Genomic DNA, 26,378 nt, shown 5'->3' on the forward strand with positions numbered 1-26,378 from the left:
GGCTCCCTTGCGTTGTCCCCTGGTCTGAACCGGTGACTGAACCAGTCGGCGAGCCTTGTCAGCGCGGGTCATTCCCTCGACCCCGCACCGATCCACGTAACAGATAAGTGCGGCAGAAGGGTGATTCAAGCACTGGCGCGCGCTCACGTCCTTGTTATGACATTACGGGTTTTGCGCGTCTTGGATCATTCGATGGAGACGGACGAGGCGTTGCGGGTTTTCGCCTACCTCACGCAACCGCCTTGGCGACCATCTCTGGAAACTGGCCGATCACGCGCACATACGCCATGGCGAAATCCGGTGCCGTGGTCCGGGCCTGCTCCCAGTCCCGCAAGGTGCCAACCGGAACCTTGAAACGATCGGCAAATTCGACCTGGGAGAGACCGAGCCCGGTCCGCGTCCGGCGGATCAGACGCGCACGCTGTGCGCGTTCGAGGCCCTCTGCCGTCACGTCGAAATCTTCCGGATCGGAGGGATCAGCCGGTAGAATGATAGGCTCGTTCTTCACCTTTGTTGCTCCTTCTGACGGATATGAAACGCGGCAAATCGTTGCGCCAAACGAACACACCGGTGAAGAGCTTCTGACCGATTGCGCCGACGACCTTGAACCGATTTTCTCGGTCCGCCTCCCGAATGGACGGCAATATGATATGGTTCGGATCCTCAAAGATCACGTCACCGACAGCGAGCGAAACACTGTGTCGCACCCTGTTCGCAGCATCCTTGTCAGGATCAAACCGGTTCTCGCACATGGATGGTGAATATACGGGATTTCCGTAGTGCTGTAAATGCCCACCGGTCCGTGGCGCAGCCAGCCTCACCCGTCCCGCATCGCCTCCAGCAGCTCCTCCAGGTCCGCCGGAACCGGCGCCTCGAATTCCATCACCTCGCCGGTGCGGGGATGTTCGAAGGCCAGCAGATAGGCGTGCAGCGCCTGGCGGTGGAAGCGGTTGACCACCGCCTTTGCCGCCTCCGGCAGGCGGTTGGCCTTGGTCTTGAAAGCGGCGCCATATTCCGGGTCGCCGATCAGCGGGTGGCCGATATGGGCCATGTGCACGCGGATCTGGTGGGTGCGGCCCGTCTCCAGCCGGCATTCGACCAGAGAGGCAAGGCAGGTGGCATCCTCCTGCTCCAGAAAACGCTCCACCACCTCGTAATGGGTCACCGCCTCGCGGGCATCCATCGCCTCCTCGCGCTTGACGCTGCGCTTGGTGCGGTCGGCGCTGGAGCGGCCGAGCGGTGCGTCGATCGTGCCGCGCAATTGCTGTGGGCGGCCCCAGACGAGCGCGATATAGGCGCGTTCCAGATCGCCGGTGCGTCCGTGATCGGCAAACTGGGCGGCCAGATGCCGGTGGGCGGCATCGTTTTTCGCCACCACCATCACGCCGCTGGTTTCCTTGTCCAGCCGGTGCACGATGCCGGGGCGTTTGACGCCGCCGATGCCGGAGAGGCTGTCGCCGCAATGGTGGATCAGCGCGTTGACCAGCGTGCCGGTCCAGTTGCCGGCGCCCGGATGCACGACCAGCCCGGCGGGTTTGGCGATCACGATCAGGTCGGCGTCCTCGTAGAGCACGTCGAGCGGAATGTCCTCGCCCTTCGGTTCCGGATCTTCCGGTTCGGGCAGGCCGATCTCGATCAGATCGCCGGCGCGGATCTTCTTTTTCGCTTCCGTGCACGGCGTTCCGTTGAGGGAAACCGCGCCCTGTTCGATCAGCGCCTTGATGCGGCTTCTGGAAAATTCGCCGTCCAGTTCGGCGGCAAGCCAGGAATCCAGCCGGCCTTCGGCGTCTTCGCCGGCGGTCAGGACTTTCCTCGGGCGGGAAGCTTCGTTAAAGGGGTCGTTCATTTCGTTTTCCAGATCAATCTCAGCAAGGACGCCCAGCACCATGGCCAATCACGAACCGGAGCACCTGGAGGAAGAGCCGCTCGATCCGGTGATGGAAAAGGTCCGCCGCAAGATGGTGCGCCTGCAGATCGTTTCGGCCGGCATCATGTTTGTCAGCCTTATGGCGGTCTTGGTGGCCGTTGTCTACAAGGCGTCGAACACCGGCGAGGCGACAAAACCGGTGGCAGCAAGCGGATTTGCCGTTCCCGCCGACCAGCCCCTGTCTGCCACCGCGACCCTGCCGGCCGGTTTCGTCATCCAATCGGTGTCTTCTTCCGGCAGCCAGATCCTGTTCTACGGCACACTTGCCGGCACCCGCAAGGCGATGATCTACGATCTCTCCGTCGGGCGCATCATTGCCGACGTGACGGTGGCCGAACACTGATCATGAGCCTTCCCGCCCGAGAAATGATCCGCATCGAGGATGCCGGCGATCCGCGCATTGCCGAGTTCCGCGACATCAAGGAGAAGGATCTCGTCGGGCGGGCCGGCGGTTTCATCGCCGAGGGAACCGTGGTGCTGCGCATGCTGGCGGCGGCCCATGCGGCGGGCGGCGCCTTTCGGGCGGAGAAGATCCTGCTTCTGGAAAACCGGGTGGCAGGGCTCGACGCCTTGCTGCAGGCCTTTCCGGCAGAGGTTCCGGTCTATGTCGCCTCCGGCGCCGTGCTGGATGCGATTGCCGGTTTCCATCTGCATCGCGGGGTTCTGGCGCTCGGGCGGCGTCTTGTCTTGCCCGATGTGCAGGATCTTCTGGCCACCGCACCCGATCCGGCGCTGGTGGTGGTCGCCTGCGGCATTTCCAATCACGACAATCTGGGCTCGATCTTCCGCAATGCCGCCGCCTTCGGCGCATCCGCCGTGCTGATGGACGATATCTGCTGCGATCCGCTCTACCGCAAGGCGCTGAGAGTTTCGGTCGGCGCGGTGCTGTCGGTGCCCTATGCCCGCGGCGGCCACGCGCTCGACCTGCTGCAGACGGTCGATCAAGCCGGCTTTGCGATCTGGGGCCTTTCGCCGCGCGGGGAAACGGATCTGCGCGACATTGCGCCCGGCCGCGGCATCGCGCTCGTCACCGGCACGGAAGGCGAAGGGCTGCCGGCAGATGTACTCGCCCGCTTCCGGTCGGCCCGCATTCCGCAGCGGCCGGGCCTCGACAGCCTGAATGCGGCGACCGCAACCGGGATCGCGCTTTACGAGATCGCCCGCCTGCAACGGCTGATCTAGCTCACGGCGATCAACGCCACGGGATTACCCCTGACCGTCGGTCGGCGGAACGAGCGTCTCATAGGTCCTGCGGGCTCGCGTGGCGAGGCTCTCTCGGTCTGTCTGGCGCTGTTCGTCTTGTTCTTTGGCAAGCAGGGCCGGGATCGGGGAGGTTTCGCCCTCGCGCGCCGCCGTCAAGGCAACCATGTCGGCAGCGATGCTGGCGAGTTCGCGCCGGAGCGCATCCTGCGCCTTCTTGCTCTTCGATTTCGGCAGTTGCGCGGCAAGCGCGGTGCTGCGATTGCGGATATCGTCGGCAAAACGCGTCAGATCGATCATCGGGGTCACATGCTCTTTTTGGTCTGCCGGATGCGCGGCGCCGTTCTCGAAGGCGGGCTGATCATCTGTCCGATCATCCGATTGATCGCTTGACGCATCCCGGAACGACATCAGTTCTGACGGGTTTGCGCCATTGACGGGTTTCAGTGGATAGTTGCCGGTCACCGGCTGCCAAAGGACGCCCGTTACTGCTTTTTCACGGCCGCGCGCGCGGGCAAGCTCTTCTTCGCGGCGCTCGAGCCGTGTCGCAAGGTCGGTCCTGGTCGCCACTTCGCGGGCCAGTTTCTCGTCCAGCCGAGCGAGCCGCCGCTTTTCCTCCTGCAACTGCGTCTCGGCTTCCTTGGCCCGTGCGGTCAGAAGCTTGACTTCGGTGCGCAACGTCTGTCGCTCCTCGCGCAGGTTTTCCGCCCGGATGCGGGTGTTTTCAAGCTCGGTGTCTCGTGCTGCGAGCGAGATTTTCAGGTCGTCGAGGTCTGCGAGGATACGGCTGATACGCTTCTGCAGCGCATCCGTTTCCTCGTTCTTGGCCTCCAGCGTGTTCTCGATCAGGGCCAGCGACTGCTTCAATTGCAGGATGAAACCTTCCTCGCGACGCAGCCGCGATCTCAGATCGGCCGCCTCCGTGCTCATCGCGTCGACCTGCATCCGCATCTCGTGATTGGCGGCGTGCAATTCGGTGGTCTCGGCCGCCAGCTTGTCGAAGCGGACCTGCAACTCGATCGCCCGGTCGCGCTCCTCGATCAGGTCCTGTTTGGTGCGGGCATTTTCTGCGGCGTAGACGGCGCGTGCCATGTCTCTTTGCGCGCGGACTTCCGCCGGGCTGATCGGCATCGTCGCCTTCAGGCGGTTTTCCGTGTATCGCACCACCCGCCGGTGAACGGCGGGCGCAATCACCATGACGATCAGAGTTGCGCTGAGAAAACCCAGGCCGAACAGAAGCGCGAACTCGATCACGGGACATCCATCAAAGATTGGTGTTGTCGATAGAGCTAAAACATCGCTTCCGCGGCGGCAATAGCGCCGATGGTACGAAGGCCCGGCATTTGGTCCGTCAGAAGGGGTTCCAGGTCGGCGCCTGGGTAAACTTCAGGTAACCGACATTCACGCCCAGGCGGGCGCCAATGCCGGTGCGGATCGGCACGACGATCACATGTTCGTTTTTCAGCGCCGTCATACCGACGCCGGCGACGACGAAGGCCGAACCGCTGACGCCGCCGAAGCGCGAATAAAGGCTCTGGATGTCCGGCAGACCGTAGACCAGCATCATGGTGCGGGCGCCCTGGCCGCCGTAATCGAGACCGAGCGAGGGACCCTGCCAGAAGGCCGGATGATTGCCGGCATTCTTCGTGTAGAGTTCGCCTTCGCCATAGGTCAGACCCGCGATGAAGGCACCGGAACCCTCCTGGCCGAGGATGTAACCGTTCGGCAGCCCGTATTGCTGGAAGGCCTTCTCCACCACTTTCGCCAGGCCGCCCGTGGTGGAGCCGAAAAAGCCATGGCCGGCATCGACGATTTCCTGCACGCTGTATTGCGAGCTGTTCTGGGCCTGCTGTGCCTTGGCACCGATGACCGGAAGCGCGAAAAACGCGGAAACGAGCAAAACGGCAAACAGCCTTGTGGAGCCGAAAACTCTGTCGAAGCGCATTGGCCTCTCCATTTTTTGTCCATTACAATGCCGAGCGTTGCGGCTGCAGCATCTTGCGATGATCCTGTTAACAACCGGTTTACCAAAAATGGTGTCATTATGGCGGCAATCGCGGCCCGGCACTGCCGCCCGTCACACCCGCACAAGTTTTTCGTGAAAATTTCACGCCAACGAGCCTCATATCAGGAACAAGCCCATGCCGAAGAACCCGAATCTCACCCTCAGCGGTCCCGATCTGGCGGCGCTCCTGTGCAGCCGGGTGTGCCATGATGTCATTTCGCCGGTCGGCGCCATCAATAACGGCCTCGAGCTGCTCGACGAAGGCGGAACGGATGCCGATGCGCTCGACCTCATCCGCACGTCCGCGCTCAACGCCTCGGTGCGTCTCAAGTTCGCCCGTCTTGCCTTCGGTGCCTCCGGTTCGGTCGGCGCCTCCATCGATACCGGCGAAGCGGAAAAGGCCGCCAAGGACTTCGCCGCCGCCGAAAAGAAGACGGAAGTCACCTGGAGCGGCCCGCGCGCCATCATTCCGAAGAACAAGGTGAAGCTGCTGCTCAACCTGTTCATGGTCGCCTACAGCTCCATCCCGCGCGGCGGTTCGCTGGACGTGCTCCTGGAAAACCCGGAAACCGACGCGAAGTTCACGATCACCACCAAGGGTCGCATGCTGCGCCTGCCGCAAAAATATGTCGAAGTCAGCAGCGGCACGCTGGAGGAGGCGATCGATGCCCATTCGATCCAGCCCTATTACACCGTGCTGTTGGCCGATGAGTGCGGCATGGAACTGAAGCATGTGGTCTCCGAAGACCGTATCGCCTTCATCGCGGAAACCTCGATCGTCTGATCCCTTCCGGTAACGCTTCATTAGCTGTCGCCGGCTAAGCTTCGAGACTTGCAGCCCGGGTCGGTCATCCGGGCTCGGCGGGTTTGTGCCCGCGGCTGGTGGAGGTTCTCATGCGACGCCTGATGATTGCAGATACATCCGACATCGTCCGTACGGTTGCCAAGCGCATCCTGTCGGAACTCGGTTTCCTGGTCGCGGAAGCTTCCAGCGATCGTGAGGCGATGATGCGTTGCCAGGCCGAACTGCCGAACGTCCTGATCGTCGACGCCAATCTGGAGGGCGCGCTGGAGTTGATGTCTTCCGTGCGTGCCCTGCCGGAGGGCGACAAGGTGCGCATCTATTATTGCGTCATCGAAGCCGATCTCAAGAAAATGATGGCTGGCAAACGCGCCGGCGCCGACGACTTCCTGCTGAAGCCGTTCGACCGCAAGATCCTCACTTCCGTGTTCGCCAACATACCGGCTGCGGCGTAAGGCACAAGCCGCAACAACCCACGACATTATGACCCCTTCGCCTGGATGCAGCGGAGGGGTTTTCGTGTTCAAGGGGGGAGGGCGATCTCCGGATGCTCTAAAGGCCTCAACGCAAAACGCCCGGATGATGATCCGGGCGCGTAACGTGTCGCGGGGTTTGCGGCAAAGTGGAGAGATCAGGCGGTTTCGGCGTATTCGTTGCCGTCCGGCTCGCGCAGCACATAACCGCGGCCCCAGACGGTTTCGATGTAGTTGGCGCCGCCGGCGGCGTTGGCAAGCTTCTTGCGCAGCTTGCAGATGAAGACGTCGATGATCTTCAGTTCCGGCTCGTCCATGCCGCCATAGAGGTGGTTGAGGAACATTTCCTTGGTCAGCGTCGTGCCCTTGCGCAGCGAAAGCAGCTCGAGCATCTGGTATTCCTTGCCCGTCAGGTGGACGCGCTGGCCACCCACTTCGACGGTCTTGGCATCCAGGTTGACCACCAGTTCGCCGGTCACGATGATCGACTGGGCATGGCCCTTCGAACGGCGGACGATGGCGTGGATGCGTGCGACAAGCTCGTCCTTGTGGAACGGCTTGGTCATGTAGTCGTCGGCGCCGAAACCGAGGCCACGAACCTTGTCCTCGATGCCGGCCATGCCGGACAGGATCAGGATCGGCGTCTTGACCTTCGACAGACGCAGCGTGCGCAGGACTTCGTAACCGGACATGTCCGGCAGGTTGAGGTCGAGCAGAATGATGTCGTAGTCGTACAGCTTGCCGAGGTCGACGCCTTCTTCCCCGAGATCCGTCGTATAGACATTGAAGCTCTCGGATTTGAGCATCAGCTCGATGCTCTGGGCAGTCGCGCTGTCATCTTCGATGAGTAGAACCCGCATAATTTTCCCCTTTACCGCCGCGAAGGTGTGAATGCCCCCTAACGCGAAACGGATCCAGACGTTGCCTGATTTGGAAGCTGACACCAATTGGTTAACAAACTCTGACTCCCTTTGGCAAGGCACAGGAATTCGTTAAACAAACTCGGTATTCGCCTGATTTCTCTTGTGAATCTGCCAGCGCCATACCTGAATCACTTTGTGAGCATTTGGCCTTAAGTGATTCAATCGACTCATCATTGTCGAAGGCCGAAATCGGCCATGGCATTTACGGACCCTTAAACGATCGTCCCTATCATTAACGATGCCCGTAAATGAAAGGTTACCGCGGACGCCAAATTCCTTAACGCCGCAGCAATTTTTTCATCCGAACTGTGGCAGTTCGGACTCAGGGTTAACAGTGTAGAAGCCGGGGTCTCGCTATCCACGGGAGTATTGCGTATGAAGACGCGTGACAGCCTTGTGCGCCTGAAAGAATTTCAGGTGAATGAAAAGCGCCGCCAATTGCAGCAGTTACAGCTGATGATGGCGGAGTTTGAACGTATGGCGAAAGAACTGGAGCACCAGATTTCGCTGGAAGAGAAAAAATCGGGCATCACCGATCCGAATCACTTCGCCTATCCAACCTTTGCCAAGGCCGCACGTCAGCGGGCGGACAACCTGCAAGTCTCGATCCGGGAATTGCGGGTGCAGCAGGACGGTGCCGAACTGGCGCTTGAAGAAGCCCAGGCCGAACTTGCCAAGGCAACAGCTCTCGAAGAACGCGACGGCGGCATGCGCGCCCGCGCCTGAGATACGCCACCGTCAGATGCGAGACCCGAACAATCCCTGGCGCGGATGCATATTTTGCATCCGCGCTATCTCGCATGCGTCATGACCGGCCCGTCAGCCCTGGATGATATCGTGCCATTCGGGATGGCGTTGCAGCTGGGCCTTAAAGAAGGGGCAGAGCGGAATGATCTTCCAGCCGCCGCTTCTCGCTTCCAGAACCGCGTGTTCGGCAAGTGCCTGGCCGACGCCCTTGCCACGCAGCGCATCGTCCACCTGCGTATGATCGATGATGATCAGCGACGGACTGGCGCGTGAATAGGTCATCTCCCCGAAGTGACCCGCCAGTTCGGCCCGGTAGCGACCGCCGGACTTGCCTTCTTCCTGCATGATCTGCATCGTCGTCCTTCCGCATTCATCTTTGCGCTTCGTCGGTCTGCCGTCATGATGTAGGACGCCGATCATGCAAAACCAGACGGGAAGGGTGCGAATGGAGCCGCAAAGACGCCGATGGCTGGCGCGGATGCTGATCCTTCTCGCGGGGTTTTGCCTCGTGCTCGGCCTGACCCTGCCGATTCTGCGGATGGATCGTCTTTACGTCTTCACGCAAACGCCGTCGATCATCGACCTGATCGGAGGTCTCTGGTCCGAGGGCGAGTGGATGCTTGCGGTGCTGATTGCGCTTTTCTCGGTGATCTTCCCGGTCTTGAAGCTCGTCGTTCTCATCGTGCGGGAGAGCGGGCGGATGCTGTCCGCCGGCATGCTCGGCCGCGCGCTACCGCATCTGTCCAAGTGGTCCATGATCGACGTGATGCTGGTGGCGATTGCGATCTTCGCGGCCAAGAGCAGTGGCCTGGCGGCTGCCGTGGCGCAACCGGGCCTCTGGTTTTATGCGGCCTCGGCGGTGATCGTCGGGCTGCTTTTGCCCGTGACGACATCGGCGGGCAAAGAATAACGGCATTTTCCGGCAGAGCGCGCGACGCTGCAGGTGAGCGTCACGCAAAATATCCCGCGGGAGTGATCTCGCGGGGATCGTGGAGAAACGCAGCGTTTTTGCCTAGTGGCGGTACTGCTGAATGCGCGTGGTCCGCAGACCAGCCAGGCCGTGCTCGTTGATCGAGGACTGCCAGGACAAAAATTCCTCGACGGTGAGGGTGTAACGTTCGCAGGCTTCCTCGAGACTCAACAGGCCACCACGCACCGCAGCAACCACCTCCGCCTTGCGGCGGATGACCCAACGGCGCGTATTGGCCGGCGGAAGGTCCGCAATGGTCAGGGGGCTGCCATCGGGGCCGATGACATATTTCACTCGAGGGCGGATCATTTCGGTCATTGGACTCTCTACACTACACAAGACCACAAAGCGGAGCCTAGCCGCTCAGATTTAACAATTACCTAAACAGGAACATCACTTTAGAAGGAGTTTCTCGCATGCGGCTGTTTCTGCAGCGGTCTGTGCATAACTTCGGTCCGTCAGAGTATTTGTGAGAATATCCGCATGTAATGACGGATCGGCTCAGAGCCGGACGAGCGTCAGCTGCGTGCGGCCGGTGCCTTCGTCGATCGTGGCGGACCCGCCATGCAGCAGGCTGAGCTCATCGCCGGCATAAAGCTGGACGAGTGCCACCGCGTTTGTGGTGGCCGGTGCCGCGGCCGGTCCCTGCACGGTCAGCAGCGTTGCAAAGCCGTTGCGGCGCAGGCTGACGGAAAAACCGGACGAGGCGGTGACGGTGACCATAAGCGCCACCAGAAACAGGCCATCGGCCGGCACGGAGATCGCATTGCCGCCGCCCGGCAGTGCCGGTCCGAGCGTGAAGCCGCCCTGTTCCAGTGCAAGGTCGGTAAACCCCGTTTCGCTGCCGGCGGCGGGTGTCGAGGTGCCGGAGGCGCGATGGGCACGGGCGAGCGGCCGGTTCGGCATCGAGACCCGGCCTTCGCCATCACAGTGCAGCGCGGTTGCCCAGGCCGATCCGTCGCCGCTCACCTTGATCGAAAAGGCGTCATTGCCGGAGAGGCCCATTTCGGCTCTGCCGGACCAGTTCGACTGGAAAAGCAGCGAGGCGGTGTCGCCGGCGGTCGCCTTGTTGAGCTTCAGCTGATGACCGCCGCCGGCATGGTTGAGAAGCGTTGCGGGGGAGGAGAGCGCAAGGCGGTTCGTGTCGTCCGGCGTGGCCGAAATTCCGAGGCGGGTCGGGGTCAGGACATCGGGCAAAGGCGGGCGCTCCCAGCCGCTGCCGGTGTAGATCTTTAACAATCCGCTGTCCTTGAAGAAGGCCAGGTAACCGGCGCGCGGTGTGGCAAACAGCCAGCCGCCGTCCTGAAAGCAGGCAATCGCGCCCGCCCGTCCACTCCAGGCGCCGGTCGGCGCCCCACCGACGGCAAACCGCTGCCCCTCCGAGGGCGCGCCGGGTGCGACATCCCCTTCATATTCCAGGGCGAGCTGGACGAGGCGGTCGAGCATCACCAGCGCCTCGTTGTGCATCACGTGTTTCTGAGCCTGGGAGGGCAGGATGTAGGGCAGTTGGAGGTTGGGCGTGCTGTCGGCCATGCTGGGCTCCGTCGTGGCTGTTGTCTCCATCATGCTAAGGGAGGCGCAGAGGCCGGGGATGATCGGGGCGCCAAGGATTTGAAAAGACAGGCGGCGGCGGGCAGGCCATCCCCGTTCAGTTCGCGGTGCCCCGCGGCGTGGCGCGACTGCCACGCTTCTTCATCTTCGCGCGCTTGGCCGACAAAGCCGCGTGAAGAGAGGGGAGAACGGACTTGTCCTTTATCTTGCATATGCGAAGGTGGGCGAATTCTTCCAGGATACCTGCATGCGCTATTCCGCCCTTGAGATCATCAAACACGCGTTTTCCGGCAACCGGCACTGGAAGCCGGCCTGGCGGGAACCGCAGCCGAAATCGCATTATGACGTGATCATCGTCGGTGGCGGCGGGCACGGCCTGTCGACGGCCTATTATCTCGCCAAGGAATTCGGCGTGACCAATGTCGCGGTGCTGGAAAAGGGCTATCTCGGCTCCGGCAATGTCGGGCGCAACACGACGATCATCCGCTCCAACTATCTTCTGGAAGGCAACGAGCCCTTCTACGAGTTTTCCATGAAACTGTGGGAAGGGCTGGAGCAGGATTTCAACTTCAACGCCATGGTCTCACAGCGCGGCATCGTCAACCTGTTCCATTCCGATGGCCAGCGCGATGCCTATGCGCGGCGCGGCAATGCCATGCGGATGCACGGCGTGGATGCCGAGCTGCTCGACCGCGAGGCCGTGCGCAAGATGATGCCCTTCCTCAATTTCGACCATGCGCGGTTTCCGATCCTTGGCGGGCTGTTGCAGAAGCGGGCTGGCACGGCGCGCCATGATGCGGTTGCCTGGGGTTATGCGCGCGGCGCCGACAGCCGTGGCGTCGATCTGATCCAGAACTGCGAAGTGACCGGCATTGTGCGCGATGATGCCGGGCAGGTGACCGGCGTCGAGACGTCGAAGGGCTTCATCGGCTGCACCAAGCTGGCGCTTGCGACCGCAGGCCACACCTCGGTGACCGGCAAGATGGCGGGGCTCGACCTGCCGATCGAAACGCATGTGCTGCAGGCCTTCGTTTCGGAGGGGCTGAAGCCGGTGATCCCGAATGTCATCACCTATGGCGCCGGGCACTTCTACATCTCGCAGTCCGACAAGGGCGGTTTGGTCTTCGGCGCCGATATCGACTATTATTCTTCCTATGCGCAGCGCGGCAATCTCGCCACCGTCGAGCATACGATCGAGGAAGGCGTCTCGTTGATCCCCGGCCTGTCGCGCGCCCGGGTGCTGCGCGCCTGGGGTGGGGTGATGGATATGTCGATGGACGGCTCGCCGATCATCGACAAGACGCCGATCGACAACCTCTATCTGAACTGTGGCTGGTGTTACGGCGGCTTCAAGGCCACCCCCGCCTCCGGTTTCTGCTTTGCCCATCTGATCGCCAAGGACGAGCCGCATTATACGGCACGCCTGCTGCGTCTCGACCGCTTCCGGCGCGGCTTCGTGGTGGATGAAGGCGGCAAGGGCCCGCAGCCGAACCTGCACTGACGAGACAAGAAAAGACCATGGCAAGCCTGATCACCTGTCCCCATTGCGGGGTCCGCCCCAAGGAAGAATTCTCGATCCGCGGCGATGCGGTGCCGGTGCGCCCTGCGCCGAACGCCTCCGATGAAACCTGGTATGCTTATGTCTATGTGCGCGACAATCCGAAGGGGCTGATCCGCGAATACTGGCACCACACGGGTGGATGCCGGCGCTTCCTCGTGGTCGAGCGGGACAATGTGACCCATGAGGTGTTTTCCGTGACCGATGCGGCGGATCTCGCGCGCAGCGCTAGCGGGGAGGTTGCCTGATGGTGTCCTATCGTCTCGCGTCCGGCGGCGTCGTCAATCGCAGCCACACACTTGGCTTCTCCTTTGATGGCAAGAGCCATCGCGGTTTCGAGGGGGATACGCTGGCCTCCGCTTTGCTCGCCAATGGTCAGCTGCTCGTCGGCCGCAGCTTCAAATATCATCGTCCGCGCGGCATCGTGACCGCCGGTTCGGCGGAACCGAATGCGCTCGTTTCCATCGGCACCGGGGCCCGCACGGAACCGAACACCCGAGCGACCGTGGCGGAACTTTATGACGGGATGAGCGCCGCCAGCCAGAACCGCTGGCCCTCGCTTTCCTTCGATATCGGCGGCATTAACAGCCTGCTGTCGCCCTTCCTCTCGGCGGGTTTCTACTACAAGACCTTCATGTGGCCGGCTTCCTTCTGGGAAAAAGTCTATGAGCCGTTGATCCGCCGCGCCGCCGGTCTCGGACGGCTGGTGACGGAGGCAGATCCGGACCGCTACGAAAAGGCCTGGGCGCATTGTGACCTGCTGGTGATCGGCTCCGGTCCCGCGGGTCTGATGGCGGCGCTGGCTGCCGCGAGGGCCGGTGCTCGCGTCATCCTGGCGGATGAAGGGTTCCGCCTCGGCGGCTCGCTTCTGTCGGAAAGCGTCTCCGTCGGTGGCCAGCCGGCGGCAGACTTTGCCGGCGCGGTGATTGCCGAGCTGTCCTCCCTGCCCAATGTCACGCTGATGCCGCGCACCACCGTCTTCGGCTGGTATGACGACATGGTGTTCGGCGCGGTCGAGAAGGTGCAGAAACATGTGGCCGAGCCGAGCCTCGACCTTCCGGTGGAGCGGCTCTGGCGTATCGTGGCGAAACGCGCCATCCTCGCCTCCGGCGGGGAAGAACGCCCGCTCGTTTTTGGTGGCAATGACCGTCCGGGCGTGATGACCGCGCAAGCGGCGCGCACCTATCTCAACCGCTACGGGGTGTCGGTCGGCCGCAAGGTGGCGATCTTCACCAATGGCGGCTCCGGTTACGGCTTGGCGCGTGATCTCGCGGCGGCCGGCGTCGAGGTGACGGCGCTGATCGATGCGCGGCGCGACAGCGGCGATCTCGTGCCGGACGGGTTGCGGCTGATCCGCGGCGGCGCGGTGACGGCGACCAAGGGGCATCTGGCGCTGAAAGGCATCATTGCCGACCGCTCCGGTTACGAGGAGGCGATCGCCTGCGATGCGCTGGCGATGTCCGGCGGCTGGTCGCCGATCGTGCATCTGATGTGCCAGCGCGGTGCCAGGCCGATCTGGTCGGAGGAAAAACAGGCGTTTCTGGCGCCGGATGTCGGTGCGGCCTTTGTGCCGGTCGGCAGTGCGGCAGGGTTTGCCGATCTCTCCGCCTGCCTGAAGGACGGGGCGGAGAAGGCGACGGCGCTTTGCCGCGACCTGGGACTTGCCGCTTACGAGGTGGACGTGCCGGAGGTGGAGGGTGCCTATGACCCCGATTTTGCGCCGCTCTGGTACGTGCCGGGCTCCAAGGGCAAGGCCTTCGTGGATTTCCAGAACGATGTGACGATTGCCGATCTGGGGCTGTCGCAGCGGGAAGGCTATCGCTCGATCGAGATGAGCAAACGCTACACGACCGGCGGCATGGCGACCGATCAGGGCAAGCTCGGCAATGTCAACACGATCGGCATCGTCGCGGGCATGCGCGGCATTTCGCCCGCCGAGATCGGCACCACGACCTTCCGCCCCTTTTATACGCCCGTCTCCTTCGGGGCGCTGGCGGGCACGTCGCGGGCTGAACATTCGCGGCCCGTGCGTCGCTCGCCGCTGCATGGCTGGGCGGCGAAGAACGGTGCGGTCTTCGTCGAGGCGGGGCTCTGGTACCGCTCCTCCTGGTTCCCGCGCGAGGGCGAAAAGACCTGGCGCGACAGCGTCGACCGCGAGGTGCGCACCGTCCGGACGAGCGCCGGCCTCTGCGACGTCTCGACGCTCGGAAAGATCGAAATCTTTGGCGCAGGTGCTGCGGAATTCCTCAACCGCGTCTACAGCAATGCCTTTCTGAAACTGCCGGTCGGCAAGGCGCGTTATGGCCTGATGCTGCGCGAGGATGGCATCGTCTATGACGACGGCACCACCAGCCGGCTCTCCGAAAACCACTATGTGCTCACGACCACCACGGCCTATGCGGCGGAGGTGATGACGCATCTGGAATTTGCCGCGCAGACGCTCTTTCCGCATCTCGACGTGCGGTTTGCCTCCTCCTCCGACCAGTGGGCGCAGATGTCGATTGCCGGACCGAAGGCGCGAATCATCCTGCAGCGGGTGGTGGAAGACGATCTCTCCGATACCGCATTCCCCTTCCTTGCCGCGCGCGAGGTGACGCTGAAGGGCGGGCTTGCCGCCCGCCTGTTCCGCATCTCGTTTTCCGGAGAGCTGGCCTTCGAACTGGCCGTGCCCGCCGGTTATGGCGAGGCGGTCGCCGATGCCATCATGCAGGCCGGTTACGAGGAGGGCATCTGCGCTTACGGCGTCGAGGCGCTCAACGTGCTGCGCATCGAAAAGGGCCATGTGACGCACAACGAGCTGGACGGCCGCACCACCGCAGACGATGTGGGGCTTGGCCGGATGATGGCGATGCAAAAGCCGGATTTTATCGGCAAACGGCTCTCCACCCGTTTCGGCCTGACGGCGGCCGACCGGCTGCAACTGGTGGGGCTGAAGCCGGTGGAGGCCGATGGCGAGATCAAGGCGGGCGCGCATCTCTTGAAGGAGAATGCCAAACCCTCCACCGTCAACGACCAGGGTTATGTGTCATCGGCCTGCTACTCGCCGACGCTCGGTTCGTATATCGCGCTCGCCATGCTGAAATCGGGCCGCGAACGGTATGGCGAAAAGATCGTGGTGTGGGATGCGTTGCGCGACAGCGAGATCCTGGCCGAAGTCTGCGCGCCGGTCTTCGTCGATCCCGATAACGTCAAACTCCAGGCATGAAGGAGACGCCGATGACCATCGCCTTCGTTCACCGGCATGTGCTGGAAGATCATATCACCGGCTTCGAGACGAAACCGAACCCCCACCACATCACGGTGCCGCGTCACCCGACCATTCTGACGGTCCTCGCCCATGCGGGTTCGGAGGCTGCCGTCGGTGCAGCCCTTCAGCGTCTGGATGGCGTAACCCTTCGTTTCTGCGGGCCGTGCGAATGGCTGTGTGTTTCGGAGACCGTATCTGCGGAGGGGCTTTTGCGCCTTGTGCGCGAGATCGAAGGCGCCTCTGCCTTCGATCACAGCGATGGCCGGGTGCTGCTGCAGATCACCGGACCGAATGTGCGCAAAATCCTCGCCAAGTGCCTGGCCGTCGATCTGCATCCGGAAGCCTTTGCCATCGGAAGGTCTGCCAACATGCTGGTTGCGCATGTCTCGGGCAATCTCGCCCGCACCGGGGAAAACAGCTTCGAGATCATCGTGCCGCGGTCTTATGCGGGCGTCGTGTTCGAAGAGTTGAAGGAAATGGGCCGCGAGTTTGCACTCACGGCCGGATTTTCCGAGGCCTGATCAGGCGATTGCCTCCTGCGGCTGGCGCGACGGGCCGAAGGCCGTGAGCGCAACCACCGCGGTCGCGACAGCGCAGAGCGTCATCACTAGGATCAGCGGCAGCGCGGTGCCGTCATCCAGCACGCCGATGGCGAAGCTTCCGAGTGCGCCGGCGCCGAAACCGAGCGCGCCCATCAGAGCGGCTGCCGTGCCGGAAATCGCACCATGAGCCTCCATGGCGAGGATGTTGCAGGTCGGCATGATGCCGCCGATGGCCATCACCATGATAAAGAGCAGGATGCAGAGTGGAACGAGGCCTGCCATGCCGCTGACTTCCATGGACAGGAGAAGGAGGCCGGCAGCGGCGTAAACGCAGGCGCTGAGCTTGACCATGCCGCGGATGCCGATGCGGCCGGCAAGCTTTGCGCTGACCTGCGTTCCGATGCCGATGCCGATCGCGTTCAAGCTGAAAATGACCGCATAGGCGAGGGGAGAAAGCCCGTAGACATTGATCAGCACGAAGGACGAGCCAGCGATATAGGCAAAGAAGCCACCCTGGGCGAGCGCAAGCGCTCCGGCATAAGGAATGAAGTTGCGCATCACCAGAAGACGCGCATACCAGAAAATTGCGGTGCTCGGCCGGCTGCTGGCCCGCATGGCTGGCTTGCGGGTTTCAGGCAACATCAGGGCGGTGATGAGCGCCACTGCGACGCCGAGGCCGGCAAGCACGGCGAAAATCACCCGCCAGTTGCTCCACTGCAGCAGGATGCCGCCGAACAGCGGTGCAAGGACCGGCGCCAGGCTGAGCACCAGCACGACCACAGACATCAGTTTTGCGGCCGCCTGGCCGGTATAGACGTCGCGGATCGAGGCCGTGGCGATGACCATGCCGATCGAGCCGCCAATGCCCTGCAGGAAACGGAAGCCGAGCAGCTGGTCGGCCGTGGAACTGAAGAGACAGCCGAGCGAGGCCAGCACGAAGATGCTCAGCGCCAGATAGATCATCGGCTTGCGGCCGGTCTTGTCCGAGGCCGGGCCGTAGAACAGCTGGCCGATCGTGAAGCCGACGAAATAAGTCATCATGCTCAGCTGAACGCGGGCGTCGGTGCTGGCCAGGTCTTCGGCCATACGCGGCATCGCCGCCACGTACATGTCGGTGGCAAAGGGACCCAGCGAGCACACGGCTCCCAGGGAGATCGCGAGTGACGTGTTTTTTTCTTGCATGGGGGCGGTTCCGTAGCGCAAGGAGGTTGCAGGTCTGATTTGGAAACGATAACGTTTCCTCTTCGCATACGGAAACGCATCCGTTTCCTATTGTCAACCGTCATTTTCGGGGAGGCGATCATGTCAGGGGCAACCGCAACGTCAGGGCGTCCGCAAAGTCTGCCGGACGAAGAGCGTAAGGCATTGATTTTGCACGCGGCGGAAAATGTCTTCGCGCAATTCGGCTATGGCGATGCAACAATGGAAGAGGTGGCCCGCGTCTGCGGCATGGCTAAGAAGACGGTTTACAAATTCTATCCGGACAAGGCCTCCCTGTTCGGTGCGCTCGTCGAAAGCCATGACGACATGGCGCTGACCGAAGTCCGCTCGACCTCTTTGCAGGGTTCAGCGCTTGCTGATCCGCGTGAAAGGCTGGCCCGGATGCTGGAGGAACTGGCAAACCTGATCCTGTCGCCGCGGCAGATCACGCTCACCCGACTCGTCATCGCCGAATCGATCAAATATCCGGAACTGGCGCGGCGGTTTCACCGTGACTGCGTGGAAAAGACGCTCGGACATGTCACCCAGGCGCTTGCCCAGGATGGTGCGCTTCAGCTGCCTGCCGGCATCGACCCGCGAATCGTTGCGGACATGTTCGTCTCCACCGTGCTTGGCACGGTCCACCTGCGAGCCTTGATGTTGAACGTGCCAAAGGTGGATCTGGAGGCGGAACTGAGCGATCGCATCACGTTTGCCACGGAGCTGCTCAGCCGGATCTTTCTTCGTACTGCCTGATGTCCGGGGCCGGGGAGGGGGCTGGCGGATCTGCGGAGGCTCAGGAAATCGCCAGGATCTCCAACTCCTGGCCCGCAACCGTCACCAGAGCGCCGACCGTCTTGCCAAGCAGCGCCTGGGCAACCGGCGAGACATAGGAGACGCTGCCGGCCTTCGGGTCGGCCTCATCCTCGCCGACGATGCGATAGGTCTGCACGCGCCCGTCCTCACGCTCGAACCGCACCGTGCTACCAAAGGCAACCACCTCCTGCGATGTGGGCGCCGGGCGAAGTTCGGCGGTGCGCAGACGCTCCACTAGATACCGGATATCGCGGGCAGGTCCGGCCGACTGGCGCCGGCGTTCGTTGACATCGTCCACCGCCTGCGCCGCCTCGAAAGCAGCGCGCGCCAACGCCAGATCCCGCTCCAGCGCCTTCAACCCCTCTTCGGTGACGAGATTGGGATGCTGAGAGATGACCCGTTCGGGCAGGATGGTTTCTGCGGCGGTCTCTGCACTGTCTTCCTTGGTGAAGGCTACGCTCAAGGGTCTTCAACTCCGGTGGGTGATCAAACGCTCATGATAGACCGGCGCGCGGGGAGGGGGAAGGGATGGGGGTGCTTTGCGTCTGCGAAAGCCCAATCCTGTTGGATCATCTGCAGGTAGAATTTCGCGCATTCTCGGTCTATAATCATAGAATGACAAAAGCCGATATCAGACGGGAAGCTACGGGAAAGTGGGTAGTGCGCGATCCGCGCAACGGTCGCTTCGTTGAGGTGCGCGGAGCAAACTCAATGAAACCGTCGAAGCTGGAGGTGGCTGGTGACATCGATCTGACGAAGCCGATTGCCGAGCAGGTGCTGGCACGTCCTCAGCCGCAGTCAAGCGCGGCACGAACCAGACGTTGAGTGGATGGCCGGCGTCCTGCTTGACACGCACGCGCTTTTCTGGCTCGTGACCTCTGTCGAAAGGCTGTCCGAAGAGGCGCTGCTTGCCATCACCGATGCTCGCGACGCGGGCGGTCTTCTCGTATCCCCGATTACGGCGTGGGAGTTGTCGATCGCATCTCACAAGCCTGCTCACCGGGACCCACCGAATTTGGGTGCCAACACGGCTTCGAGATGGTTCTCACAAGCCATTGCTGCAACCGGCGCAACGCTCGTTCCAATAAAACAGAAGATCGCCTGCGAAGCAGCATCCGTTGTGGTCGATACCGGTCACAAGGACCCAGGCGATTGTTATCTGATTGCGACGGCGCGAATCCGCCGCGTACCCATCGTTACTCGCGATGCCATGCTTCAAAGGCTCGCTTCTCCCGATTATCTCAGCGTGGTGGTTTGCTGAGCGCCGTCTGAGCCATGCGGTTGGCTTTACGCTGCACTCTGACAAATGCCCGATACCCGCCCTGCCATGCCGCAAACGGCACAACTTCTTTCGCGAAAACGACTATTGCCTGTCATCACCTGCCTCTAGGCTCCAGCCAAACCGGTTCGGCCAAGGGAGTGTATGCGGATGAAGAGTCATGCCAGGGTTGTCGTGATCGGCGGTGGGGTCGTCGGCTGTTCGGTGCTCTACCATCTCACCAAGTTTGGCTGGACGGACGTGGTTCTCGTCGAGCGCTCCGAACTCACCTCCGGTTCCACCTGGCATGCGGCAGGCGGCATGCACACCATCAACGGTGATCCGAACGTTGCCAAGCTGCAGAAATACACGGTCGAACTCTATAAGGAGATCGAGGCCTATTCTGGCCAGGATATCGGCCTGCACATGACCTCCGGCCTGATGCTGGCAGCGACGCCCGAGCGGTTCGACTGGATGAAGTCGCTGCTTGCCAAGGGAAAATATGCCGGCGGCGAAGCGCGGCTGATTTCTGCGGACGAAGCCTATGAGATGATGCCGCTGCTTGACCCGACACAGTTCGTCGGTGCCGTCTTCGATCCGCATGAGGGCCATCTCGATCCTTATGGCACCACACATGCCTATGCCAAATCGGCCAGGAAGAACGGTGCCGAAATCTACCTGCACACCAAGGTGGAGGCGCTCAGCCAGACACCGGACGGCACCTGGCGGGTGATCACCGACAAGGGCGAGATCTTTGCCGAACACGTGGTGAATGCGGCGGGGCTCTGGGCGCGCGAAGTCGGCCGCATGGTCGGGCTGGAACTGCCGGTGCTTGCCATGGAGCACATGTATCTCATCACCGAAGACATGGACGAAGTGGTCGATTTCAACCGCCGCACCGGCAAGGAACTGATGCATTGCGTCGATTTCGACGGCGAGATCTATATCCGCCAGGAACGCAACGGCATGCTGATGGGCACCTACGAAAAGGACTGCCGCCCCTGGTCGCCGATCGAAACGCCCTGGAGTTTCGGCCACGAGCTTCTGGCGGAGGATCTGGAACGCATCACCAACGAGTTGGAGGTCGGCTTCCGGCATTTCCCCGCCTTCAACAATGCCGGCATCAGAAAGATCATCAACGGCCCCTTCACCTTTTCGCCGGACGGCAATCCGCTGGTCGGGCCGGTGCGCGGCATGACGAATTTCTGGTCGGCCTGCGCGGTCATGGCCGGCTTCAGCCAGGGCGGCGGCGTGGGGCTGGCGCTTGCCAACTGGATCATCGAGGGCGATCCGGGGTTTGACGTCTTTGCAATGGATGTCTGCCGTTATGGCGATTACGCGACGCTTGCCTATACCAATGCCAAGGTGCGCGAAAACTATTCGCGCCGTTTCTCGATCCGTTATCCGAACGAGGAACTGCCGGCGGCACGCCCGCTTTTGACGACGCCGATCTATGACCGGCTGAAGGCGGAAGGCTCTGTGTTCGGTGCATCCTATGGGCTGGAGACGCCGCTATGGTTCGCGCCACCGGGCGTGGAAGACCGTTTCTCCTGGCGCCGTTCGACGGATTTCGAGCATGTTGGGGCGGAAGCCAAAGCGGTGCGTGCCGGCGTCGGCCTGATGGAGACATCTGGCTTTGCCAAATATTCGGTGAGCGGCGAAGGCGCAGCCGACTGGCTGGACCATCTGCTGGCGGGAAAAATCCCGCCGGCCGGGAAGATGGCGCTGGCGCCGATGCTGAACGAGGCCGGCAAGCTGATCGGCGACTTCACGCTGGCCAATCTGGACGACGACGATTTCCTGCTGATCGGCTCCGGTATTGCCGAGGACTACCACATGCGCTGGTTCGAGAGCCATCTGCCGGACGACGGCTCGGTGGAGATCAATCCGCTGGGCCTGAGCCTTGTCGGGCTGGCGGTTGCAGGGCCCAAGGCGCGTGCCGTGCTAGAGGGCCTGACACATGACGACCTTTCCAACGAGGCTTTCCCTTTCATGGCGATCCGGGAACTGGATCTCGGCATGGCGCCGGTGCTGATCGGCCGGGTCAGCTATACGGGCGATCTCGGCTACGAGCTGTGGATGCGGCCGGAATACCAGCGATATGTGTTCGATCTCCTGATGGAGGCGGGCAGGCCGCACGGCATCCGGCTTTTTGGTCTCCGGGCGCTCAACGCGCTGCGGCTGGAAAAATCCTATGGCAGCTGGTCGCGTGAATACCGCCCGCTGTACGGGCCGCTTGAGGCGGGGCTCGGGCGATTCGTGTCGCTGAAGAAGGAGGCGAATTTCATCGGCAAGATGGCGGCGATCGAAGAAAAGCTCTCCGGCGGAACGTTGAGGCTCGTCACCTTCGTCGTTGATGCGACGGATGCCGACGTGCTGGGCGACGAACCGATCTTCCTGAACGGCGCTGTGGTCGGCTGGGTGACATCCGGTGGTTATGCCCATGCATCCGCTTGTTCGGTCGCCCTCGGTTACGTTCCGAAGGCACATGCCATGGTCGAAACGGGCTGGCAGATCGAGATCCTGGGCGAGATGCACAATGCCGTGCTGACGCTCGAACCGCTGTTCGATCCATCCGGTTCGTTGATGCGTCAAGCGTGAAACGGCGGCTTTTTGGGCGTTTTATGCTGATTTTCTAGGTTCTTTGGTCTGTTTTGCGCCAGTTTCCGGTTCGGTTGGGGGTAAATGACGTCAATACATCATTTTGACTTCCCTTTTCGGATGAAAGCGGTATGAAATTTCCAACACCGAAGAACCCATAAGGGCCACACATACAAGAGGCGCGACTGACGTTCCTGCAGATCGCGTCCGGGGGAAAATTATGGAGTATTTCATCCAGCAGCTCCTGAACGGGCTGACTCTTGGATCCATCTATGGTTTGGTCGCGATCGGCTATACGATGGTTTATGGCATCATCGGCATGATCAACTTTGCCCATGGTGATATCTTCATGCTCGGCGGCTTTGCCGCGCTGATCGCCTTCCTTGTCCTGACATCCTTCATCGCTGGCGTGCCGGTTGCGCTCGCTTTGCTGATCATGATGGTTGTCGCGATGCTGGTGACGAGCCTGTGGAACTGGACGATCGAACGTGTGGCCTACCGGCCCCTGCGTGGTTCGTTCCGCCTGGCGCCGCTCATCACCGCGATCGGCATGTCGATCGTGCTGTCGAACTTCATTCAGGTGACCCAGGGACCGCGCAACAAGCCGATCCCGCCGCTGATCAACGATGTCTATCATTTCGGTGATGTGACCGTTTCGCTGAAACAGCTGGTGATCGTCGTCGTAACGGCTGTGCTGCTCACCGTCTTCTGGTACATCGTCAACAAGACGCCGCTCGGCCGTGCCCAGCGTGCCACCGAACAGGACCGCAAGATGGCGGCGCTGCTGGGTGTCGACGTCGACCGGACGATCTCCATCACCTTCATCATGGGTGCGGCGCTGGCTGCCGTCGCCGGCACGATGTACCTCATGTATTATGGGGTCGCCTCGTTTGCCGATGGCTTCATCCCTGGCGTGAAGGCCTTCACCGCAGCCGTTCTCGGCGGCATCGGCTCTCTGCCGGGTGCTGTTCTGGGCGGTTTGCTGATCGGCCTGATCGAATCCCTTTGGTCCGCTTATTTCTCCATTGCATACAAGGACGTGGCGACCTTCGCCATTCTGGCCTTCGTGCTGATCTTCAAGCCGACCGGCATCCTCGGTCGTCCCGAAGTGGAGAAGGTGTAACTCCATGCCGAACACAAACTCTTCTGCCAATGAAACGGCACCGGGCGTGATGGCCCAGGCCGTCAGGGAAGGTCTCTTTGCCGGCGTTCTGGCGTTTGGCATGTTCCTTCTTTACGTCGGGATCGAAACCTACCAGAACATCGACAATGCGCTGGTCTGGCGCACGCGCTGGGGGCTTTTGGCCATCTTCGTTCTGGTTGCCGCCGTCGGCCGTTTCCTGATCGTCGGGTTCGTCAAGCCGCGCCTCGACCGCCGCAAGCTGTCCAAGGCGAAGGCCGGCATTCCGGAAGTCTCCGACGACAAGGGGTTCTTCCACAAGAACTTCCTGAAACTCTCCATGCTGGCGCTGGTTCTTTACCCGCCGATCGTCGTCAGCCTGTATGGCGTGCAGGGCTCGCTGAAATTCGTCGACAATTTTGGCATCCAGATCCTGATCTACGTGATGCTGGCCTGGGGTCTCAACGTCGTTGTTGGCCTCGCCGGTCTGCTCGACCTCGGTTACGTCGCCTTCTACGCCGTCGGTGCCTATTCCTACGCGCTGCTGTCGGATACGTTTGGGCTGTCCTTCTGGCTGCTTCTGCCGCTCGCCGGCATCCTGGCCGCCTTCTGGGGCATCATTCTCGGCTTTCCGGTCCTGCGTCTGCGTGGCGACTACCTCGCCATCGTCACACTCGCCTTCGGTGAGATCATCCGCCTCGTGCTGATGAACTGGTCGGATGTGACAGGCGGGACCGCCGGCATTTCCGGCATTGCGAAAGCCTCGATTTTCGGCATCTGGTCCTTTGATGTCGGGGCGGACAACAATTTCGCCAAGGTGTTCGGCCTGCCGATGTCGTCTGCCTATTACAAGATCTTCCTGTTCTACGTGATCCTGGCGCTTTGCCTGATCACCGCATACGTGACGATCAAGCTGCGCAGCATGCCGATCGGCCGCGCCTGGGAAGCCTTGCGCGAGGACGAGATCGCCTGCCGTTCGCTCGGCATCGATACGGTCAAGACCAAGCTGACGGCCTTTGCCATCGGCGCCATGTTCGGCGGCTTTGCCGGTTCCTTCTTTGCCGCACGCCAGGGCTTTGTATCGCCGGAAAGCTTCGTCTTCCTGGAATCGGCGGTCATCCTTGCCATCGTCGTTCTCGGTGGCATGGGATCGCTGACCGGCATCGCAATCGCCGCGGTGGTGATGATCGGTGGTACCGAACTGCTGCGTGAGATGGAATTCCTGAAACACGTCTTCGGTCCGGATTTCACGCCCGAACTTTACCGCATGCTGCTCTTCGGCTTGGCCATGGTTGCGGTCATGCTGTTCAAGCCGCGCGGTTTCGTCGGCTCGCGTGAACCGACGGCCTTCCTCAAGGAACGCAAGGCCGTCTCCGGAAGCTTCACCAAGGAGGGTCATGGCTGATGACCCCCGGAAACACCACGATGACACGCGATACCATTCTGAAGGTCGAGCATCTGTCGATGCGGTTTGGCGGGCTGATGGCGATCAACGACCTGTCGCTGGAGGCCAAGCGCGGCGAAATCACCGCGCTGATCGGTCCGAACGGCGCGGGCAAGACCACCGTCTTCAACTGCATCACCGGCTTCTACAAACCGACCATGGGCATGATCACGCTGACCCAGAAGGACGGCGATCAGTTTCTGCTCGAACGTCTGTCGGATTTCGAGATCACCAAAAAGGCGAAGGTGGCCCGTACCTTCCAGAACATCCGGCTGTTCTCCGGCCTGACGGTTCTGGAAAACCTGCTGGTTGCCCAGCACAACAAGCTGATGAAGGCCTCCGGTTACACGATCATGGGCCTGCTCGGACTCGGTTCCTACAAGCGCGAGGCCGATGGGGCGATCGAGCTTGCCCGCCAGTGGCTGGAAAAGGCCGATCTCATCGACCGCGCCGACGATCCGGCTGGCGATCTTCCCTATGGCGCCCAACGCCGGCTGGAAATTGCACGCGCCATGTGCACAGGTCCGGAACTTCTGTGCCTCGACGAACCGGCCGCTGGTCTCAACCCGAAGGAATCGCTTGCCCTCAACACGCTGCTCAACAGCATCCGTGACGAGACCGGAACCTCGATCCTGCTGATCGAGCACGACATGTCCGTGGTCATGGAGATCTCCGACCATGTCGTCGTTCTGGAATACGGCCAGAAGATTTCCGATGGCACGCCGGACCATGTGAAGAACGATCCGAAAGTCATTGCCGCCTATCTCGGTGTCGATGACGACGAGCTGGAAGAAGTGATGCATGAAGAACTCGACGGGGGCTCGCACTGATGTCCGCCAACGCTAATCCCCATGCAGAACCTCTCCTGACGGTTTCGGGCGTCGAGACCTATTATGGCAGCATCCGCGCGCTTGCCGGCGTCGACGTGCATGTCAACAAGGGCGAGATCGTCAGCCTGATCGGCGCCAACGGCGCCGGAAAATCGACGCTGATGATGACGATCTGCGGCAGCCCGCAGGCCCGCAACGGCTCCGTCGTGTTCGACGGCACCGACATCACCAAGATGCCGACGCACCTGATCGCGCGCCGCCGCATCGCCCAGTCTCCGGAAGGCCGGCGCATTTTCCCGCGCATGACCGTCTACGAGAACCTGCAGATGGGCGCCGGTCTCGACAACCTGAAATATTTCGACGAGGACGTGGAGAAGATCTTCGCGCTTTTCCCGCGTCTGAAGGAGCGCCAGAGCCAGCGCGGCGGAACGCTGTCGGGCGGCGAGCAGCAGATGCTGTCGATCGGTCGTGCGTTGATGGCCCGCCCGAAGCTGCTGCTGCTGGACGAGCCGTCGCTGGGTCTCGCACCGCTGATCGTCAAGCAGATCTTCGAGGCGATCAAGGTGTTGAACGAGAAAGAGGGGCTGACCGTCTTTCTCGTCGAGCAGAATGCCTTTGCGGCACTGAAATTGTCGCACCGGGCCTATGTGATGGTGAATGGCAAGGTGACCATGAGCGGATCGGGCAGGGAACTGCTTGCTAATCCGGAAGTGCGCGCCGCCTATCTCGAAGGCGGACGGCATTGATGCCGGCATCAGGGAGACGATGACATGCAAGGTCTTTTCTTTGAAACCGATACCGGCGCCCGTTATGTGCTGCGCTTCATCGTGCTGATGATCGGTCTTTGGACCGCCTGGCGCACCGGCCGTGCGGTTGCGGAAGGCTGGAAGGAACTGCCACTGGTGTTCGGCTACGTGCTGCTGCTCGGCGTTCTGATGCGCTTCCTGCACTTTTCGCTGTTCCAGGGGCCGTTCCTCAGCCTCGGTTATTATCTCATTGATGTCGTGCTGCTTCTTGTGTTCGCGATTGCCGGTTTCCGGCAGCGCCGTACCAACCAGATGGTGGAGAACTACTACTGGCTCTACGACAGAAGCAGCATGTTCTCTTGGAAGAAGAAGAATTGACAGTCTGAGGTTTTCGGCCTCAGATTGCAACCAATCAGAC

General features: G+C 61.7%; 29 protein-coding genes. 18 read left to right on the forward strand and 11 right to left on the reverse strand.

Annotated elements, in window-relative coordinates; all coding sequences use genetic code 11:
* Positions 1-229: 229 nt before the first annotated feature.
* From OU993_RS21270 to OU993_RS21280, 3 genes are all read right to left on the reverse strand, one after another.
* Positions 230-508 carry a helix-turn-helix domain-containing protein gene (locus OU993_RS21270; protein ID WP_268160847.1) on the reverse strand — a complete coding sequence of 93 codons (279 nt, stop codon included), beginning with the start codon at positions 506-508 and terminating at the stop codon, positions 230-232.
* Positions 477-752, reverse strand: a complete 276-nt coding sequence (locus OU993_RS21275) for a BrnT family toxin (protein WP_268160849.1) — start codon at positions 750-752, stop codon at positions 477-479. The genes OU993_RS21270 and OU993_RS21275 overlap by 32 nt, the downstream gene beginning before the upstream one ends.
* A gap of 65 nt (positions 753-817) precedes the next feature.
* A complete protein-coding gene (locus OU993_RS21280) occupies positions 818-1,846 on the reverse strand; it encodes an RluA family pseudouridine synthase (RefSeq protein ID WP_268160851.1) in 1,029 nt (342 codons plus the stop codon).
* A gap of 40 nt (positions 1,847-1,886) precedes the next feature.
* On the opposite strand from OU993_RS21280, the gene OU993_RS21285 reads away from it, so the two are divergent.
* Both OU993_RS21285 and OU993_RS21290 read left to right on the forward strand, forming a co-directional pair.
* Positions 1,887-2,270, forward strand: a complete 384-nt coding sequence (locus OU993_RS21285) for a hypothetical protein (RefSeq protein WP_268160853.1) — start codon at positions 1,887-1,889, stop codon at positions 2,268-2,270.
* 2 nt (positions 2,271-2,272) lie between these two features.
* Positions 2,273-3,109: a TrmH family RNA methyltransferase gene (locus OU993_RS21290; RefSeq protein WP_268160856.1), complete on the forward strand. Its 837-nt coding sequence runs from the start codon at positions 2,273-2,275 to the stop codon at positions 3,107-3,109.
* Between the two features lie 24 nt (positions 3,110-3,133).
* On the opposite strand, the gene OU993_RS21295 is transcribed toward OU993_RS21290, so the two are convergent.
* Positions 3,134-4,381, reverse strand: coding sequence for a hypothetical protein (locus OU993_RS21295; RefSeq protein WP_268160857.1), 1,248 nt, complete (start codon positions 4,379-4,381; stop codon positions 3,134-3,136).
* Between the two features lie 97 nt (positions 4,382-4,478).
* Entirely contained in the window at positions 4,479-5,072 is a 594-nt protein-coding gene (locus OU993_RS21300) for a DUF1134 domain-containing protein (protein ID WP_268160858.1), read from the reverse strand.
* Positions 5,073-5,268: 196 nt separating this feature from the next.
* On the opposite strand from OU993_RS21300, the gene chpT reads away from it, so the two are divergent.
* Both chpT and OU993_RS21310 read left to right on the forward strand, forming a co-directional pair.
* A complete protein-coding gene (gene chpT / locus OU993_RS21305) occupies positions 5,269-5,916 on the forward strand; it encodes a histidine phosphotransferase ChpT (RefSeq protein ID WP_268160860.1) in 648 nt (215 codons plus the stop codon).
* 110 nt (positions 5,917-6,026) lie between these two features.
* Positions 6,027-6,389: a response regulator gene (locus OU993_RS21310; RefSeq protein WP_268160862.1), complete on the forward strand. Its 363-nt coding sequence runs from the start codon at positions 6,027-6,029 to the stop codon at positions 6,387-6,389.
* A 176-nt stretch (positions 6,390-6,565) separates the two neighbouring features.
* On the opposite strand, the gene ctrA is transcribed toward OU993_RS21310, so the two are convergent.
* Positions 6,566-7,267, reverse strand: coding sequence for a response regulator transcription factor CtrA (ctrA, locus tag OU993_RS21315; RefSeq protein ID WP_268160864.1), 702 nt, complete (start codon positions 7,265-7,267; stop codon positions 6,566-6,568).
* 438 nt (positions 7,268-7,705) lie between these two features.
* Here ctrA and OU993_RS21320 point away from each other — a divergent pair, with 438 nt between their 5' ends.
* Positions 7,706-8,056: a flagellar export protein FliJ gene (locus OU993_RS21320; RefSeq protein WP_268160866.1), complete on the forward strand. Its 351-nt coding sequence runs from the start codon at positions 7,706-7,708 to the stop codon at positions 8,054-8,056.
* A gap of 93 nt (positions 8,057-8,149) precedes the next feature.
* Here the strand turns inward: OU993_RS21320 and OU993_RS21325 are convergent, their stop codons facing one another.
* The gene (locus tag OU993_RS21325; RefSeq protein ID WP_268160868.1) at positions 8,150-8,431 is read right to left on the reverse strand and encodes a GNAT family N-acetyltransferase; all 282 of its coding nucleotides are present in this window, start codon (positions 8,429-8,431) and stop codon (positions 8,150-8,152) included.
* A 91-nt stretch (positions 8,432-8,522) separates the two neighbouring features.
* On the opposite strand from OU993_RS21325, the gene OU993_RS21330 reads away from it, so the two are divergent.
* Complete coding sequence (locus OU993_RS21330; RefSeq protein WP_268160870.1) at positions 8,523-8,987, forward strand: paraquat-inducible protein A; 465 nt, start codon at positions 8,523-8,525, stop codon at positions 8,985-8,987.
* Between the two features lie 102 nt (positions 8,988-9,089).
* Here the strand turns inward: OU993_RS21330 and sciP are convergent, their stop codons facing one another.
* The gene (gene sciP, locus OU993_RS21335; protein ID WP_165218067.1) at positions 9,090-9,365 is read right to left on the reverse strand and encodes a CtrA inhibitor SciP; all 276 of its coding nucleotides are present in this window, start codon (positions 9,363-9,365) and stop codon (positions 9,090-9,092) included.
* Positions 9,366-9,548: 183 nt separating this feature from the next.
* Entirely contained in the window at positions 9,549-10,580 is a 1,032-nt protein-coding gene (locus OU993_RS21340) for a DUF2793 domain-containing protein (RefSeq protein ID WP_268160871.1), read from the reverse strand.
* Between the two features lie 265 nt (positions 10,581-10,845).
* Between OU993_RS21340 and OU993_RS21345 the strand changes: the two genes are divergently transcribed.
* Genes OU993_RS21345 through OU993_RS21360 form a run of 4 tightly spaced genes read left to right on the forward strand, consistent with a single transcriptional unit; the run spans position 10,846 to position 15,924 of the window.
* A complete protein-coding gene (locus tag OU993_RS21345; protein WP_268160872.1) occupies positions 10,846-12,099 on the forward strand; it encodes a sarcosine oxidase subunit beta family protein in 1,254 nt (417 codons plus the stop codon).
* A 17-nt stretch (positions 12,100-12,116) separates the two neighbouring features.
* The gene (locus tag OU993_RS21350) at positions 12,117-12,404 is read left to right on the forward strand and encodes a sarcosine oxidase subunit delta (protein WP_268160873.1); all 288 of its coding nucleotides are present in this window, start codon (positions 12,117-12,119) and stop codon (positions 12,402-12,404) included.
* Positions 12,404-15,361 carry a sarcosine oxidase subunit alpha family protein gene (locus OU993_RS21355; RefSeq protein ID WP_268160874.1) on the forward strand — a complete coding sequence of 986 codons (2,958 nt, stop codon included), beginning with the start codon at positions 12,404-12,406 and terminating at the stop codon, positions 15,359-15,361. The genes OU993_RS21350 and OU993_RS21355 overlap by 1 nt, the downstream gene beginning before the upstream one ends.
* A gap of 11 nt (positions 15,362-15,372) precedes the next feature.
* The gene (locus tag OU993_RS21360; protein ID WP_268160875.1) at positions 15,373-15,924 is read left to right on the forward strand and encodes a sarcosine oxidase subunit gamma; all 552 of its coding nucleotides are present in this window, start codon (positions 15,373-15,375) and stop codon (positions 15,922-15,924) included.
* Here OU993_RS21360 and OU993_RS21365 read toward each other — a convergent pair whose 3' ends face one another.
* Complete coding sequence (locus tag OU993_RS21365; protein WP_268160876.1) at positions 15,925-17,127, reverse strand: multidrug effflux MFS transporter; 1,203 nt, start codon at positions 17,125-17,127, stop codon at positions 15,925-15,927. It abuts the gene before it with no gap.
* A gap of 120 nt (positions 17,128-17,247) precedes the next feature.
* Between OU993_RS21365 and OU993_RS21370 the strand changes: the two genes are divergently transcribed.
* The gene (locus tag OU993_RS21370; RefSeq protein WP_268160877.1) at positions 17,248-17,901 is read left to right on the forward strand and encodes a TetR/AcrR family transcriptional regulator; all 654 of its coding nucleotides are present in this window, start codon (positions 17,248-17,250) and stop codon (positions 17,899-17,901) included.
* A gap of 40 nt (positions 17,902-17,941) precedes the next feature.
* On the opposite strand, the gene greA is transcribed toward OU993_RS21370, so the two are convergent.
* Entirely contained in the window at positions 17,942-18,424 is a 483-nt protein-coding gene (gene greA / locus OU993_RS21375) for a transcription elongation factor GreA (RefSeq protein ID WP_268160878.1), read from the reverse strand.
* A gap of 366 nt (positions 18,425-18,790) precedes the next feature.
* Here greA and OU993_RS21380 point away from each other — a divergent pair, with 366 nt between their 5' ends.
* From OU993_RS21380 to OU993_RS21410, 7 genes are all read left to right on the forward strand, one after another.
* Positions 18,791-19,222 carry a type II toxin-antitoxin system VapC family toxin gene (locus OU993_RS21380; RefSeq protein WP_268160879.1) on the forward strand — a complete coding sequence of 144 codons (432 nt, stop codon included), beginning with the start codon at positions 18,791-18,793 and terminating at the stop codon, positions 19,220-19,222.
* 168 nt (positions 19,223-19,390) lie between these two features.
* Positions 19,391-21,820, forward strand: coding sequence for a GcvT family protein (locus tag OU993_RS21385; protein WP_268160880.1), 2,430 nt, complete (start codon positions 19,391-19,393; stop codon positions 21,818-21,820).
* Between the two features lie 220 nt (positions 21,821-22,040).
* Positions 22,041-22,943, forward strand: coding sequence for a branched-chain amino acid ABC transporter permease (locus tag OU993_RS21390; protein WP_268160881.1), 903 nt, complete (start codon positions 22,041-22,043; stop codon positions 22,941-22,943).
* Positions 22,944-22,992: 49 nt separating this feature from the next.
* On the forward strand, positions 22,993-24,345 hold the full coding sequence (gene livM / locus OU993_RS21395; RefSeq protein WP_442793031.1) for a high-affinity branched-chain amino acid ABC transporter permease LivM: 1,353 nt from the start codon (positions 22,993-22,995) through the stop codon (positions 24,343-24,345).
* Positions 24,345-25,214: an ABC transporter ATP-binding protein gene (locus OU993_RS21400; RefSeq protein WP_268160883.1), complete on the forward strand. Its 870-nt coding sequence runs from the start codon at positions 24,345-24,347 to the stop codon at positions 25,212-25,214. Before livM ends, OU993_RS21400 begins: the two co-directional genes overlap by 1 nt.
* On the forward strand, positions 25,214-25,960 hold the full coding sequence (locus OU993_RS21405) for an ABC transporter ATP-binding protein (RefSeq protein WP_268160884.1): 747 nt from the start codon (positions 25,214-25,216) through the stop codon (positions 25,958-25,960). The genes OU993_RS21400 and OU993_RS21405 overlap by 1 nt, the downstream gene beginning before the upstream one ends.
* A gap of 24 nt (positions 25,961-25,984) precedes the next feature.
* A complete protein-coding gene (locus tag OU993_RS21410) occupies positions 25,985-26,338 on the forward strand; it encodes a DUF6867 family protein (RefSeq protein ID WP_268160885.1) in 354 nt (117 codons plus the stop codon).
* The last annotated feature ends 40 nt before the right edge of the window (positions 26,339-26,378 follow it).

The organism is Rhizobium sp. SL86, assembly GCF_026672545.1.
GTDB lineage: Bacteria > Pseudomonadota > Alphaproteobacteria > Rhizobiales > Rhizobiaceae > Neorhizobium.

Excerpts from the sequence above, each read along its gene's own strand:
- livM (WP_442793031.1), top strand. The coding sequence starts at position 22,993 with ATGGCCCAGGCCGTCAGGGAAGGTCTCTTTGCCGGCGTTCTGGCGTTT.
- chpT (WP_268160860.1), top strand. The coding sequence starts at position 5,269 with ATGCCGAAGAACCCGAATCTCACCCTCAGCGGTCCCGATCTGGCGGCG.
- OU993_RS21345 (WP_268160872.1), top strand. The coding sequence starts at position 10,846 with ATGCGCTATTCCGCCCTTGAGATCATCAAACACGCGTTTTCCGGCAAC.
- OU993_RS21400 (WP_268160883.1), top strand. The coding sequence starts at position 24,345 with ATGACCCCCGGAAACACCACGATGACACGCGATACCATTCTGAAGGTC.
- OU993_RS21360 (WP_268160875.1), top strand. The coding sequence starts at position 15,373 with ATGACCATCGCCTTCGTTCACCGGCATGTGCTGGAAGATCATATCACC.
- OU993_RS21300 (WP_268160858.1), bottom strand. The coding sequence starts at position 5,072 with ATGCGCTTCGACAGAGTTTTCGGCTCCACAAGGCTGTTTGCCGTTTTG.
- OU993_RS21390 (WP_268160881.1), top strand. The coding sequence starts at position 22,041 with ATGGAGTATTTCATCCAGCAGCTCCTGAACGGGCTGACTCTTGGATCC.
- OU993_RS21385 (WP_268160880.1), top strand. The coding sequence starts at position 19,391 with ATGAAGAGTCATGCCAGGGTTGTCGTGATCGGCGGTGGGGTCGTCGGC.
- OU993_RS21370 (WP_268160877.1), top strand. The coding sequence starts at position 17,248 with ATGTCAGGGGCAACCGCAACGTCAGGGCGTCCGCAAAGTCTGCCGGAC.
- OU993_RS21340 (WP_268160871.1), bottom strand. The coding sequence starts at position 10,580 with ATGGCCGACAGCACGCCCAACCTCCAACTGCCCTACATCCTGCCCTCC.
- OU993_RS21310 (WP_268160862.1), top strand. The coding sequence starts at position 6,027 with ATGCGACGCCTGATGATTGCAGATACATCCGACATCGTCCGTACGGTT.
- OU993_RS21325 (WP_268160868.1), bottom strand. The coding sequence starts at position 8,431 with ATGCAGATCATGCAGGAAGAAGGCAAGTCCGGCGGTCGCTACCGGGCC.
- OU993_RS21330 (WP_268160870.1), top strand. The coding sequence starts at position 8,523 with ATGGAGCCGCAAAGACGCCGATGGCTGGCGCGGATGCTGATCCTTCTC.
- OU993_RS21405 (WP_268160884.1), top strand. The coding sequence starts at position 25,214 with ATGTCCGCCAACGCTAATCCCCATGCAGAACCTCTCCTGACGGTTTCG.
- OU993_RS21410 (WP_268160885.1), top strand. The coding sequence starts at position 25,985 with ATGCAAGGTCTTTTCTTTGAAACCGATACCGGCGCCCGTTATGTGCTG.
- OU993_RS21275 (WP_268160849.1), bottom strand. The coding sequence starts at position 752 with ATGTGCGAGAACCGGTTTGATCCTGACAAGGATGCTGCGAACAGGGTG.
- OU993_RS21320 (WP_268160866.1), top strand. The coding sequence starts at position 7,706 with ATGAAGACGCGTGACAGCCTTGTGCGCCTGAAAGAATTTCAGGTGAAT.
- OU993_RS21365 (WP_268160876.1), bottom strand. The coding sequence starts at position 17,127 with ATGCAAGAAAAAAACACGTCACTCGCGATCTCCCTGGGAGCCGTGTGC.
- ctrA (WP_268160864.1), bottom strand. The coding sequence starts at position 7,267 with ATGCGGGTTCTACTCATCGAAGATGACAGCGCGACTGCCCAGAGCATC.
- OU993_RS21285 (WP_268160853.1), top strand. The coding sequence starts at position 1,887 with ATGGCCAATCACGAACCGGAGCACCTGGAGGAAGAGCCGCTCGATCCG.
- OU993_RS21350 (WP_268160873.1), top strand. The coding sequence starts at position 12,117 with ATGGCAAGCCTGATCACCTGTCCCCATTGCGGGGTCCGCCCCAAGGAA.
- OU993_RS21355 (WP_268160874.1), top strand. The coding sequence starts at position 12,404 with ATGGTGTCCTATCGTCTCGCGTCCGGCGGCGTCGTCAATCGCAGCCAC.
- OU993_RS21290 (WP_268160856.1), top strand. The coding sequence starts at position 2,273 with ATGAGCCTTCCCGCCCGAGAAATGATCCGCATCGAGGATGCCGGCGAT.
- sciP (WP_165218067.1), bottom strand. The coding sequence starts at position 9,365 with ATGACCGAAATGATCCGCCCTCGAGTGAAATATGTCATCGGCCCCGAT.
- OU993_RS21280 (WP_268160851.1), bottom strand. The coding sequence starts at position 1,846 with ATGAACGACCCCTTTAACGAAGCTTCCCGCCCGAGGAAAGTCCTGACC.
- OU993_RS21380 (WP_268160879.1), top strand. The coding sequence starts at position 18,791 with ATGGCCGGCGTCCTGCTTGACACGCACGCGCTTTTCTGGCTCGTGACC.